Origin of the sequence: Pseudarthrobacter sp. NamE5 (assembly GCF_005796225.1) — a bacterium.
Taxonomy (GTDB): domain Bacteria; phylum Actinomycetota; class Actinomycetes; order Actinomycetales; family Micrococcaceae; genus Arthrobacter.
Genome location: NZ_VAHO01000004.1, coordinates 78,965 through 92,205, shown reverse-complemented (window position 1 = coordinate 92,205; position 13,241 = coordinate 78,965). Strand labels below are relative to the sequence as shown.

At 63.3% G+C, this 13,241-nt stretch carries 11 protein-coding genes; 8 read left to right on the top strand and 3 right to left on the bottom strand.

The genetic code is table 11. The annotated features are described in order from the left end of the window. Nucleotides 1-22 precede the first annotated feature (22 nt). From mtrA to secA, 7 genes are all read left to right on the top strand, one after another. Complete coding sequence (mtrA, locus tag FDW84_RS07040; RefSeq protein WP_138132144.1) at nt 23-697, top strand: MtrAB system response regulator MtrA; 675 nt, start codon at nt 23-25, stop codon at nt 695-697. Beyond that, a complete protein-coding gene (gene mtrB / locus FDW84_RS07035; protein ID WP_240721419.1) occupies nt 669-2,609 on the top strand; it encodes an MtrAB system histidine kinase MtrB in 1,941 nt (646 codons plus the stop codon). The genes mtrA and mtrB overlap by 29 nt, the downstream gene beginning before the upstream one ends. Continuing rightward, nucleotides 2,609-4,342, top strand: coding sequence for an LpqB family beta-propeller domain-containing protein (locus FDW84_RS07030; protein WP_138607925.1), 1,734 nt, complete (start codon nt 2,609-2,611; stop codon nt 4,340-4,342). The genes mtrB and FDW84_RS07030 overlap by 1 nt, the downstream gene beginning before the upstream one ends. 116 nt (nt 4,343-4,458) lie before the next feature. After that, nucleotides 4,459-5,385 carry a ComF family protein gene (locus tag FDW84_RS07025; RefSeq protein ID WP_371419146.1) on the top strand — a complete coding sequence of 309 codons (927 nt, stop codon included), beginning with the start codon at nt 4,459-4,461 and terminating at the stop codon, nt 5,383-5,385. Between the two features lie 144 nt (nt 5,386-5,529). Then, nucleotides 5,530-6,255: a ribosome hibernation-promoting factor, HPF/YfiA family gene (hpf, locus tag FDW84_RS07020; protein ID WP_138132153.1), complete on the top strand. Its 726-nt coding sequence runs from the start codon at nt 5,530-5,532 to the stop codon at nt 6,253-6,255. Nucleotides 6,256-6,287: 32 nt separating this feature from the next. Further along, entirely contained in the window at nt 6,288-7,499 is a 1,212-nt protein-coding gene (locus FDW84_RS07015; RefSeq protein WP_138607923.1) for a winged helix-turn-helix domain-containing protein, read from the top strand. A 103-nt stretch (nt 7,500-7,602) separates the two neighbouring features. Then, nucleotides 7,603-10,341 carry a preprotein translocase subunit SecA gene (secA, locus tag FDW84_RS07010; protein ID WP_138607921.1) on the top strand — a complete coding sequence of 913 codons (2,739 nt, stop codon included), beginning with the start codon at nt 7,603-7,605 and terminating at the stop codon, nt 10,339-10,341. 117 nt (nt 10,342-10,458) lie between these two features. On the opposite strand, the gene FDW84_RS07005 is transcribed toward secA, so the two are convergent. Further along, nucleotides 10,459-10,815, bottom strand: a complete 357-nt coding sequence (locus FDW84_RS07005; protein ID WP_240721418.1) for an Rv3235 family protein — start codon at nt 10,813-10,815, stop codon at nt 10,459-10,461. Nucleotides 10,816-11,080: 265 nt separating this feature from the next. Further along, nucleotides 11,081-11,803, bottom strand: coding sequence for a LysM peptidoglycan-binding domain-containing protein (locus tag FDW84_RS20005; RefSeq protein ID WP_371419145.1), 723 nt, complete (start codon nt 11,801-11,803; stop codon nt 11,081-11,083). A 451-nt stretch (nt 11,804-12,254) separates the two neighbouring features. Between FDW84_RS20005 and FDW84_RS06995 the strand changes: the two genes are divergently transcribed. Beyond that, nucleotides 12,255-12,824 (top strand): hypothetical protein, encoded by a 570-nt coding sequence (locus FDW84_RS06995; RefSeq protein ID WP_138607916.1) that lies wholly within the window; start codon nt 12,255-12,257, stop codon nt 12,822-12,824. A gap of 56 nt (nt 12,825-12,880) precedes the next feature. On the opposite strand, the gene FDW84_RS06990 is transcribed toward FDW84_RS06995, so the two are convergent. Beyond that, entirely contained in the window at nt 12,881-13,096 is a 216-nt protein-coding gene (locus tag FDW84_RS06990) for a helix-turn-helix domain-containing protein (protein ID WP_138132165.1), read from the bottom strand. Between the last annotated feature and the right edge of the window lie 145 nt (nt 13,097-13,241).

The following is a 13,241-nucleotide window of genomic DNA, read 5'->3' as shown; positions in this document are numbered from 1 at the left end:
CCTGATAAGGGAATATATAACTATGAAGGCACGCATTCTGGTGGTAGATGATGACGAAGCGCTGGCCGAAATGATTGGAATTGTTCTCCGCAATGACGGCTTCGAGCCGGTGTTTTGCGCTGACGGCGCCCAGGCGCTTGACGTATTCCGGTCATCGCGGCCGGACCTTGTGCTGCTTGACCTCATGCTTCCGGGCGTGGACGGCATCGAGGTCTGCCGCCAGATCCGCGGGGAGTCGGATGTGCCGATCGTCATGCTTACCGCCAAGGCGGACACGTCCGACGTCGTTCGCGGGCTTGAATCCGGCGCCGACGACTACGTGCCCAAGCCCTTCAAGCCGGCAGAGCTGGTGGCCCGGGTGCGTGCCCGGCTCCGGCCCGGCGAACAGAAGGCTCCCGAGACGCTGCGCATCGGTGACATCACCATTGATGTCGCGGGGCACACGGTAAGCCGGGGTAACGAGCGCATTTCCCTGACGCCACTGGAGTTTGACCTCCTGGTTGCCCTGGCACGCAAGCCATGGCAGGTGTTCACGCGTGAGCTGTTGCTCGAGCAGGTCTGGGGCTACCGCCATGCCGCTGACACCCGCCTTGTCAACGTCCATGTCCAGCGCCTTCGTTCCAAGATCGAGCAGGATCCGGAAGCTCCGGAAGTCGTATTGACGGTGCGTGGTGTCGGCTACAAAGCAGGGGCCTGATCCCGCGGCGAAAGACGGTGCACCCGGCCCGGGCGCACCCAGTCCCGCGAGCCACCCGGCTGCCGGGGATGCTGCCGGCCCGCACGGCGGTCCGCCCCCTGCTCCGGAACATACTGACGCCATCAGCCCAGGGCTGAGGCGCGTCGCGTTCCGCGCCCATCTCTGGCAGCGCCGGGCTTTGATCGTCAGCCTCCGCGTTGCACGGCTGGTGGCCACCGGCTTCCGCCGTTTCCTTCCTGCCCTCCGCTACATCGAGCGGTCCGTTCACCAGCGGTGGCGCCGGTCCCTGCAGTTCCGCACTGTCCTCACCACGCTCCTCCTCGCCGTCACCTCGTTCGCCGTGGTGGGCGCCTACCTGTCGAACCAGATCGCCAACAACCTTTTCCAGGAGCGGCTGACCCAGGCGGAATCGGAGACCCGCTACAACGTCAAGCAGGTCCAGGACACGTTCGACGGTGCCCAGGTCACCGATCAGTCCAGTGTGATCACCCTGGTCTACGACACCCTCAACGCCGTGGAGGGACGCGGCTCGGTAATCCAGCGCCGGTATGTCTTCGAGGCCATGCCGGAACAGACCAAGCCGCGGAACCGGTGGGTGGAGTCCCGGGCATCGGACCAGCTCACTGTCAGCGTCATCCCGCCTGAACTCCGCAAGGCCGTACAGGAGTCCGGAAAGGATCAGTACTGGGCGTCCACGGTCATTCCAGTAGGGACCGAGGACCGCCCGGGCATTGCGGTAGGCAACAAAGTGACCTTCAACGGCACCGTATATGAGCTGTACCTGATCTACGACCTCAATACCGCGCAGCAGACGCTGGATGAAATCCAAAGCGTGCTCTGGGCCGGCGGAGCGGTGCTGGTGCTGCTGATCGGCGCCGTCGCGTGGTACGTCACCCGGAACGTGGTCAGTCCGGTGAGCCACGCCGCGATGGTTTCGGAGAAACTCGCTGCGGGCCAGCTGCAGGAGCGGATGGTGGTCCGGGGAGAAGACGAGGTGGCACGCCTGGGGGCTTCCTTCAACCACATGGCTGCGAGCCTGCAGGAACAGATCACCCAGCTGGCTACCCTCTCTCAGATGCAGCAACGGTTTGTCTCCGACGTCTCGCATGAACTGCGGACGCCCCTGACTACCGTCCGGATGGCAGCAGAGGTCCTCTATGAAGCACGCGAGGACTTTGACCCCATCAACAAGCGGTCAGCCGAGCTGCTCTACCACCAGGTGGAACGCTTCCAGTCACTGCTGTCAGACCTGCTCGAAATCTCACGCTTCGACGCAGGCGTGGCGGTGCTGGACGCCGAGCCGGAGGACATCCTCCAGGTCATCGTCCATGTCTTGGAGGGCGCGGCACCCGTGGCGGAGCAATATGGTTCAATAATCGTCCTGACCGCGCCGAAGGGCCCCATCATTGTGGACATGGATGCCCGCCGCATCGACAGGATCCTGCGCAATCTGATCCTGAATGCAGTGGAACATGGAGAAGGGAAACCCGTGAATATCACCGTGGCAGCGAGCCGGACCGCCGTCGGGGTGGCCGTCAGGGACCATGGCATTGGCATGGCGCCGGCTGAAGCGGCACGCGTCTTTGACAGATTCTGGCGGGCAGATCCTGCACGCGCCCGCACCACCGGCGGAAGCGGCCTTGGTTTGTCCATCGCCATGGAAGACACGAAGCTGCACAACGGATGGCTGCAGGCCTGGGGCAAGAAGGGCAGCGGCGCGAACTTCCGGCTGACGTTGCCGCTTCGGCAAGGCGAAGAGATCGACAAATCACCGGTGCAGCTGGAGCCGGAGGACATTGTCCTTCCGGGCGAGCCTGGCAACAGGAACATGCTGGTTTTGGGAACCGGTCCCGGAGCTGGCAGTCCGCTGCCTGCCCCCGCGCCGGTGCCTGCGCCAAGGGAAGGAACGTAATGGGCCATGCCGGCCGCCTGCGCCAGCAACGGAAAAAGGCCAGGCTCACTGCTTCATTGTTGGTCCTTGTGCTTGTCCTGATGGCCGGCTGTGCGCGCATTCCAACCTCCGGCCCGGTGGGCAAGAGCAGCGAGGGCAGTGCGGGAAACCTGAGCGCACCCGTGTTCCTGCCGGCAGCGCCCCAGCCCGGCGCCTCACCGGAAACCATCATCGACTACTTCTACCGTGCCGGCAGCGGCTACGAGGACGACTACGCTGTTGCGCGCCAGTACCTGACGCAGGCCACTTCAGTGGCGTGGAAACCCGACCAGCGTGCCCTTGTGTACCGGGAGGCGCGGGTGGTGGCCACAGAAACCGAAAACGTCTACAACTATGAGCTCGACGTCGCGTATACGGTGGACGCCGATGGCATTGCCACCCAATCGCCCAAGGGAACCATCGAGAACATACCGGTGACCGTCACCCAGGTGGATGGGGAATGGCGCATTTCCGCCGTTCCCAACGGCACCGCCATCGCCGAGGAAACGTTCAAGGTGATCTACGGGGCCTACCCGATCTACTTCTACGATCCCACCTTCACGTTCGCTGTCCCGGACGTCCGCTGGTTCATCAGGAACAAAACGGTCAAAGCAATGACCAGCGCGCTGCTGGCCGGACCCGCACCCTACCTTCGGGGCGCGGTGGCCAGTGCCTTCCCCTCCGGCATCAGGCTGGCGCGGGAGTCCGTTCCCGTCGTGTCGGGGGCGGCCCAGGTGGACCTGACGGCCAGAGAGTTGATGGAAACGTCCCCGGAAGACCGCCTGCGGATGCAGATGCAGTTGACGCTGACGTTCCGCAGCCAGCCCGACGTCGTCAATGTCGAACTCCGTGCCGACCAGGACCTGGTGCGGGTGGAGGACAACGGGTCCGTGCTGCCGCCGGTGCAGGACAAGAGCGTGCCGTCCCGCCAGATTGCCGTCAGCGGCAACGAGCTGGTGCGGTATGAGAACAACAGGGTTTCCCCGCTGCCGGACATGCAGCCCGTGTCCTCCCTCACCCCGAGGCTCCCGGCAGAATCCCCGGTTTCGCAGACTGCCGCCTTCCTCAATGACAGCCGTACCACGCTCTACAGCATCAGTCCAGGGCAGCCGGCCAGGGCGCTCACCACGCGGAGTGTCCTGAGCAGGCCCTCCTTCGGGCTCAACGAATGGGTATGGTCTGCCGGACGGGGAGCCGCGGGCGGCACCGAAGTGGTGGCCTTCCGTCCGGCCGGGATTGCCGAAGGCGCCTCCGTGCCCGCGGTAACCCTCTCGCCTGCCTGGCTGGCTGGACGGACGGTCAAGGAGTTCAGGATTTCCAGGGAGGGGGTCCGTGCCCTGGTCATATCGGAGCAGAACGGCAGCACGCGGGTCCAGGTGACCGGGATTATCAGGGCTGGTGATGGAACACCGCGCGAGCTGACGCCACCCATCACCCTTGCAACCGACGGCAACCCCGACCAGGGCGCATGGGTCAATGACACAACCATCGCAGTGATGAAGGGGGCACCGGCATCGAATGTCACCCCTGAGTTGCTGTCACTTACCTCCGCGCAACCTCAGCAACTGGCGCCATGGCCCGGTCTGGTGGCGCTGAGCGCGGGCAACGGAGCTGAAGAGATTTACGCCCAATCCGCAGAGGGCGTTTTTCAGCGCCTGGGCAACGGGTGGTCACCCCAGATCAAGGGGCCGGTCGATCCTTCGTTTCCCGGCTAAGGACGGTCCCTTGGGGACGGCAGGAATTCCCATGGGTGACTTCAGTCCTGGCGGGACTCCCGCTGCTGTGCACATAGGGCAACTGCCCGCTGTGCAGCAGCCGCGGGCAGCAGACGATTAAAGGCGTGACCAGCAGGACTGCACCCGGCGGCAAGCTCCACCCCATGGACGACCCTGACCTTGACCCGCCCCGCCATTGGTCCGGAAGGCACCGCTCGGAACACGGCAGTGCGTTCCTCCGCTTCTTCGACCAGCTTGAGGCAGCGGCGGCCGACCTCCTTTGCCTCGCCGTCCCGGTTGACTGCGTGTGCTGCGGCGCAGAAGACCGGGCACTCTGCATCACCTGCGCCCGCCTTATGCGGCGCCTCACGGCTGCACCGTTCAGGGCAGAGAGCGGAGCCCCTGCACTGATGGGTGTGGAGGGAAGGGTGCTTCTTCCGGCGGTGGCCGCCGGTGTCTACCGGGAAGAGCTCGCCCAGGCGCTGCTTTCCTTCAAGAGACACGGCCAGCATCAGCTGAAGAGAAGCCTGGGCCGGGCGCTTGCCGGGGCGGTCCGGGCGGCCACGGAGGACTTCGACGGGATGTGCATTGTCCCCGTCCCCACCAGTACGAAGGCCTACCTGACCCGCGGCTTCAGTCCTGTTCATTTGCTCTTGGCCGGCGCACGCCGTCATCTGCCGGGACTGGCCGTGGAGGATGTCCTTGCCAAGGCCGGCGGTTCCGCCCTGCAGTTGCCGGGAGGCCAAAAAGGCCTTGGCCGGGGCGCGCGGGCGAAGCGTGTGCGCGGGTCCATGCGGATGCGCCGGCGAAGCCAGGGCAAGGTCGCCGGACGCCGCTGCATCATCGTCGACGACGTCCTGACCACCGGCGCCACTCTTGCCGAGGCAGCCCGCGTACTGGACAGGGCAGGGGCCCGTGTGGAGGGCGCTGTGGTCCTGGCGGCGACACGCCCGCCCGATCCCGAGGGTGGAGCAGCCGCATCCGCGCAGGCCCGCGGCAGGCACCATGACTTAGAAAAAAATAAACCGGGAAAGGATGAATAACCGGTGCCTATGAACTAACGTCGGTGGTGGGTACCAAGAACAGAATGTACCTTTCGATGGCGGCTCGGAGAGGGGCTCGACTGTCAGGCAGATCGGCCCAGGGAAGCGCCGCCGTCGTGTCACCGAAGTCATTTGGAGGGCACCATGGAGTTTATGATCAGCGGACGAAATCTGACAGTTTCAGACCGGTTCCGCGAATACGCCGGGGAAAAAATTTCTAAGATCGAGTCGCTTGGAGACAAGGTCCAGCGGGTCGATGCGAAAGTCTCCAAGGAGACCAATGCCCGGCAGACCGGCGATCAGCTGACCGTTGAGGTGACAGTACTGGGCCGGGGACCCGTGATCCGCGCCGAAGCAAGTGCCGCTGACAAGTTCGCCGCATTCGACCTCGCCTACAACAAACTGCTTGAACGTCTCCGGCGTGCCAAAGACCGCAAGAAGGTCCATCACGGACGGCACACACCTAAGGCCGTCCGCGAAGCGACCGCCGCCCTCGAACCCGCAAGTGCACATGAACCGCTTTACATGGAGGCAAGCCACCGGAACGAGGCCGTGGCCGCCCCGGAAGAAAAGTCTCCCTACGATGTCGAAAATGACATCCCCGCCGGTAATTCGCCGGTCCTGATCCGGCGCAAGGTCTTTCCCGCCGCTTCCATTTCCCTTGACGACGCCGTGGACAACATGGAACTCGTCGGCCACGACTTCTACCTCTTCGTTGACAAAGCCACCAACACGCCATCGGTCGTGTACCGTCGCCGTGGCTGGACCTATGGAGTCATCACCCTGGACCACGAGTGCGAACCAGGTGACACCGTGGTGGAGGAAAAGGTCATCGCATACCGTTCGGATGACGCAGCGGCAAACGCTTAAGGTGGTAAGCACCTTCCACAGAGAGGACTGATGTGTCAGCGACGCTGAGCCTGGACCAGGCACGGCGGATCGCTTTGGCAGCGCAGGGACTCGACAAAGGACGGCCCGCCGGCCCCGTGACATCACGGACGGTGGGCCGAACCTTTGCCCAAATCCAGCTCGTCCAGATCGATTCCGTCAACGTCGTCTCCCGAAGCCACCTCCTTCCCTTCTACTCGCGGCTGGGGAACTACGACCGGACCATCCTCCAGCGGATGACCGCAGTCCATCCGCGGCGCATGGTGGAGTACTGGGCCCATGAGGCGAGCTACATCAGGCCGGAACATTATCCGGACCTCCTTCTGTGGCAGAAAAGGTCGTGGGTGGGCGCGTCCCGGATGGACCCCGGCCTTCGTGCTGCCATCGCCAGGCAAATCCTCGATACCCTTGCACACTCCAGGCCCCTGACCGCAGCCGAACTGACCGCCAGGATGGGCCACGTCGAGGAGAAAAAGACGGTGAACTGGGGCTGGAACTGGAACGCCGTGAAGAGGGTCCTGGAACACCTTTTCGAGGAGGGCATGGTCTCAGCGGCGTCGCGCACCGAGCAGTTCGAGCGCAGGTACACGCTGACAGCCAAAGTGCTGCCAGACATTCCTCCACCGGGAACTGCCGCCGCCGACCCTGCAGAAGCGATGCACCGCCTCATCGAAGCTGCTGCCCGCGCGCATGGCATAGGGACCGTACGGTGTTTCGCTGACTACTTCCGCACACCTGCCAAAGCCGCTGCGGCCGCCGTCGAACATCTCCTGCAGCTGGGCAAGCTGGAACGGGTGACTGTCCGGGGCTGGAACCGTGATGTGTTCCGACACGTGGAGGCAAGGCTGCCCCGCCGTGCGACCGGCCGTGCCCTGCTGAGCCCCTTCGATTCCCTGGTCTTCGAACGCCGGCGGCTCGAGGAATTGTTCGGCTTCCACTACCGTATCGAGATCTATACGCCGGAGCACAAAAGGCGCTACGGGTACTACGTCCTCCCATTCCTTCTCCGCGACAGGATCGTGGCGCGGGTAGACCTGAAGGCGGACCGCCAGGGAGGAAGACTCCTGGCCAGATCTGCCTACGCCGAACCCGGAGCGCCCCCTGACACCGCCGTCGAACTCGCCGCGGAACTCCGGCTCATGGCCGAGTGGCTGGGGCTGCCCTCCCTGGAAGTCTTTCCCGTGGGCGACTTGGCCGGCAGCCTCTCGCAAGCTGTCCGGGGTTGAAGGGACTATCCGCTCTGAGGGAACAAACGGGTCCCCGGACGGTGTCTCTCCCGTAGACTAAAAACGCCAGAATTCGGCGGCATGAGACTGGGAGCATCTTCACGTGGCATCACTTATCGAAAAACTTCTCCGCACGGGTGACAAAAAAACCCTTCGGCAACTGCGGAACTATGCCGATTCCATCAATGCCCTGGAAGACTCCTTCAAGACCTTCACGGATGCCGAACTCCGTGAGGAAACCGACCGGCTGCGCGAACGCCACCAGGACGGCGAACAGCTGGACAATCTGCTTCCGGAGGCCTTCGCCGCAGTACGCGAAGCTTCTTCCCGCACGCTTGGGATGCGCCACTTCGACGTCCAGTTGATGGGCGGGGCAGCCCTGCATTTGGGCAACATCGCAGAAATGAAGACCGGTGAAGGCAAGACCCTGGTGGCGACCGCTCCCGCCTACCTGAACGCCCTGGCCGGCAAGGGTGTCCACGTCATCACCGTGAATGACTACCTCGCCGAATACCAGTCAGACCTAATGGGACGCGTTTACCGCTTCCTCGGCCTTACCAGCGGCTGCATCCTGGCCAACCAGGATCCTGCTGTCCGTCGCCGGCAGTACGCCGCTGACATCACCTACGGCACCAACAATGAGTTTGGCTTTGACTACCTCCGCGACAACATGGCGTGGGACAAAAACGAGTTGGTACAGCGCGGGCACCACTTTGCCATCGTTGACGAAGTGGACTCCATCCTCATTGACGAGGCCCGTACACCCCTGATCATTTCCGGCCCGGCGCAGGGCGACACCAACCGCTGGTACAGCGAATTCGCCAAGGTGGTCCTGCGGCTCCAGCCGGAGAAGGATTACGAAGTCGACGAAAAGAAGCGTACCGTCGGCGTTCTCGAAAGCGGCATCGAAAAAGTGGAGGATTACCTCGGTATCCAGAACCTCTACGAGTCCGCCAACACGCCCCTCATCGGGTTCCTCAACAACGCCATCAAGGCCAAGGAACTTTTCAAGCGGGATAAGGACTACGTGATCCTCGACGGGGAAGTCCTGATTGTCGACGAGCACACCGGCCGCATCCTTGCCGGACGCCGGTACAACGAGGGCATGCACCAGGCGATCGAGGCCAAGGAAGGCGTCGAGATCAAGGCCGAGAACCAGACCCTGGCCACCGTTACGCTGCAGAACTACTTCCGCATGTACCAGAAACTTTCCGGCATGACCGGTACCGCCGAAACCGAGGCGGCCGAGTTCATGAGCACCTACAAGCTCGGTGTCGTGGCTATCCCCACAAACCGTGACATGCAGCGCATCGACCAGCCGGACCTGGTCTTCAAGAACGAGATGGTCAAATTCGACGCCGTCGTGCGGGATATCGCCGAACGGCACGAAAAGGGCCAGCCCGTCCTGGTGGGCACCACCAGCGTTGAAAAGAGCGAATACCTTTCCAAACTTCTCGCGAAGGAAGGCATCCGCCACGAGGTCCTGAACGCAAAGAACCATGCGCGCGAAGCCGCCATCGTAGCCCAGGCCGGCCGGAAGGGCGCTGTTACGGTGGCCACCAACATGGCCGGCCGTGGCACCGACATCATGCTCGGCGGTAACGCTGAGTTCACCGCGGTGGCCGAACTGTCCAAGCGGGGGTTGGATCCGGAGGAGAACGCCGAGGAATACGAGTCTGAGTGGCCGGCCGCGCTCGAGGCCGCGAAGCAGTCCGTCAAGGACGAGCATGAAGAAGTCCTGAACCTCGGCGGGCTGTACGTCCTGGGCACCGAACGGCACGAATCGCGCCGGATCGACAACCAGCTCCGCGGCCGTTCCGGCCGTCAGGGCGATCCGGGTGAGTCCCGCTTCTACCTCTCGCTGACCGACGACCTTATGCGCCTCTTCAACTCCGGTGCGGCGGAACGGCTCATGAACAGCTCCGTGCCCGACGACGTCGCGCTGGAATCCAAGCTCGTCTCCCGGGCCATTGCTTCTGCACAGGGACAGGTCGAAGGCCGCAATGCTGAACAGCGAAAGAACGTCCTGAAATACGATGACGTCCTCAACCGCCAGCGTGAAGCGATCTACAGCGACCGGCGCCGGATCCTCGAAGGCGACGATCTGCACGAGAAAGTACAGTTCTTCGTCGAAGACACCGTCACTGCCATGATTGATGCCGCCACGGCGGAAGGCAACGGCGACGACTGGGACTTCAACCAGCTTTGGACCAACCTCAAGACGCTCTACCCGGTAAGCGTCACCCCGGAAGAGATTATCGAGGAAGCCGGCGGAAAGTCGCGGCTCACCGTTGAATTCCTCAAGGAGGAACTGCTGTCCGACGCCCGGCTGGTTTACCAGGCGCGCGAAGAGGCCATTGGATCCGAAAGCATGCGGGAGCTCGAACGCCGGGTAGTCCTTTCCGTCATCGGCCGCAAGTGGCAGGAACATCTCTATGAGATGGACTACCTCAAGGAAGGCATCGGCCTGCGGGCCATGGCGCAGCGTGACCCGCTGGTCGAGTACCAGCGTGAAGGATTCCTCCTGTTCCAGAGCATGATGGAAGCCATCCGCGAGGAAAGCGTCGGATTCCTGTTCAACCTTGAAGTGGAAGTCACTCCCGCCCAGGACGTGGTGGTGGCGGACGCACAGGGCGGACATACCGAACATGTTGAACCGCAGGTCCGGGCTGCGGGGCTCGAAGCTCCGGAAAAGCCCGCACAGCTGCAGTACACCGCGCCCAGCGAGGGCGGCGGAACGCAAACCCGGGTGGAGACCCGCTCTTCCGGCCGTTCCGGGAACCCCGCGAAGGCGACTGCGCAGGATGCTGCCAAGCGTCCCGCAAAAAAGAAGCGCCGCTGACGCGTGTAGGGGATTTGCGTCAGTAACGACGTGGAATGGCAGGGCCGGGGACGGTGTTCCCGGCCCTTGCCCGTAAGCCATCGTTTGTACCGCGGCTACCACTTTCGGTGCATGTCGTCAGCCGATAACGAGTTCAGTAATCCGCCAAACCTGTTTGCTCCGCTCAAGCCGGATGGCGACGGCGCGGGCGCGTATGTCGTCCAGCACGACCGCACTGGCTTCGTAGACGCCGTCGGAGACCTGGCACACACGGACCGAGCGGACCGTGGAGTTTCGATGGAGCCGGGCAAGGGCAGGGTTGCCGGTTCTGTTGAGCTCCCTCCTGATAAGGGCGGCACGGTGCTGAAGTGCTGCGAGACAGCGGGGATCCAGCCGGCGCGCGAGCTGATGGACCGGCCGGATTCCTGCCAGTACTTCCATTGCTGCCTGCACGGTACTGCGGGCGATTGCTCGAACTTCCGCCAGATCGTCCACGGGGTGCAAAACTGCAGGAGGTTTGTTGTGAGAAGGAACCACGGGCGGAGCCTGTGGCTGCGGCGGATGTCCTTGACTGCCCGGTCCCTGACCCGGCCTCTGCACAACACTTTCGGGAACGGCGTTTTTCTGCAGCACTTTTTGCTGACCGGCGGCCTGCTGGACGGTTGTTTGCTGAACGGCATTCTGGATGCGTGCGGCGGGTATGGGCGTTACTGCTGTCATGAGCTTCCCCTGACTGACGGGCGGATGGGTCGGCCCGGCTCTATTTCTTGCCGGACAATGGTGCTTGAAGAATCTGTCCTGGGCGCAGCACATTGGGATTCGGCCCTATGAGCGCGCGGTTGGCTTCGAACCATCGGGGCCACTCAAGTGCTATGTCCACATCTGAAGCGCCCTCTCCCAAATAACGGGCCGCTATGTCCCACAAAGTGTCCCCGGCGTGGACAGCGATGCCTTCAGCAGTGGCGCCGCCGGCAGTCACACCGCCAGCTTCGGGTGCATCCGCAGAGGGCCTGGCGGCAGGAGGCGCCAGCAATCCAGGGCTTACGGGAAGGGTGGCGGGCCGCCATCCCGGGTTGCTTGTCGGCGGGCGCGTTGCTTCGAGGCCGGCCCCGGCTTCCGGGGCGGTGGCTCGCGCCCTTTCCGCGGACGGCGTCGTTTCCCCGGACGGCGTTCCTTCCCCAAGCGGCGCCTCATCCGCGGGCTTCGTGCTTTCCGGTGACTGCGGGACCTGAACGGGGACCTGGTGCGGGACTGTTTCCGTCGCCTGTGGCCGGGCAGGACTACCGCTTCCTGCCCTCCCAATTCCAGCAGCGGCCGTTGCCCCTCGTGGGGTTTCGAAGACGGATCTCCCTCCGAAGCCAGGACTCTGGGGAGCGGAGGGAGACTGCTGCTGCGTCGGTGCCCATTCCGGACCCGGTGCCGTTGCCGCTGTTGCACTGGCGACTGGAGCGGAGAGGAGCTGAACGGACAATGCACCCAGCATCAACCGGTGCATGAACCCCGGCGCAAGCTTTCGGGTAACTGCTGCTGCCCGAGTTCTGCCTCGCAGGCCCAGCAGGGCGGCAGCGGCAGCAAACACGAAGGACGCCGTCCACCACACCACGATGAACGCTCCTCCTATGGCTGCCGCAGCGGCCAGAAGCTGCTCGGCCCCAAACTCCTGCTGCCGGGCGGACGCGTCCTTCCACTGTTGCAGCAGCCCCTGCCCTATGCAGAAGAGCAAAAGACCCGACAACAGCACAAAAAGCGCCGTCGCCGAGTCCGCGATTATCGTAGTCGACGGAACCCTAGACACTTTGTAACCGTCTATTGAAGTTTGATGCAGTTTGCTATGCATTGACATAGTTTGCGCGTCTTCGATGGCCTTTGTCCATACGTTGGAAGCTATTCCTTGGTATGTTGACCGCCCGAGCGTGTAGGCCTACGCTGACGCAATGCGCTGGGATGCACTCTTCAACGACATGGAAAGCCAACTCGCCGAATCCCACCGGCTTGCCTTCGATGCCGAGGTCAACGAAAGAGCCAGGGCGGAGATGGTGGGATCCGGGATCGCCGACCGGCTCCGCGGCGCCTTGGGCTGCCGTCTCTCGGTGCATCTCGCATGTGGCGACGTCGTTCGCGGGGCGCTCAGCCATGCCGGTGCCGACGCATTGCTTATAAATGAGGAGCAGCATCAAGTGCTGGTTCCGTATGCTTCAGCAGTACAGTACGCAGGCTTGGGCAGGCTGTCAGTTGCGGAAGCATCACCGGTGCGCAGGGGACTCGGACTTGCACATGCATTGCGCGGTTTGGCACGGGACCGGGCTGAATTGACGGTGACGGTGGGGCACAGTGCGCCGGCGGCCCGGCTGGTGGGGGTTATCGACAGGGTGGGCAAGGATTACCTGGATTTGGCGGTCTTTACGCCCGGGGAGGTGCGCCGCAACCACCAGGTCAGCCAGGTGTCTGCCATCCCCTTTACTGCCATAGCGGCCGTCAGGTCGCGTCGAGCCGGAGAATTTTAGGGCTGGTTACTGACCGGGCCACACATCGTAGGTTGGAGTCAGAGCGATTTCGACGGTCATACCGACTTCGATTTTGATTCCTGGATCATCCTGCTGGCCTCGGCGTAGCGCTCCTGGATGTACTGCTCCAGCATCTTTTCTTCGACCCGCCACTGGCCCCGGCCGCCGACCTGGATAGCCTTCAATTCCCCGCTGCGCACCAGCGCATATGCGGCCGGCGAGTTGATCTGAAGCTGCTCGGCAACGTCCGCGAGTGTAAGGAACCTGGGCATGCATCCATTTTGCCATTGAATGGGGCAGCCTGCTGCTGTTATCCACAGATTGGTCCTGTTTGCACTCCATGACTTTTGTTCCGGCGTCACGGCGGCAACAATGAGGGTGTCCGGGCGCGGCAAGCAGGGCGGCGCAGCTAGGGGG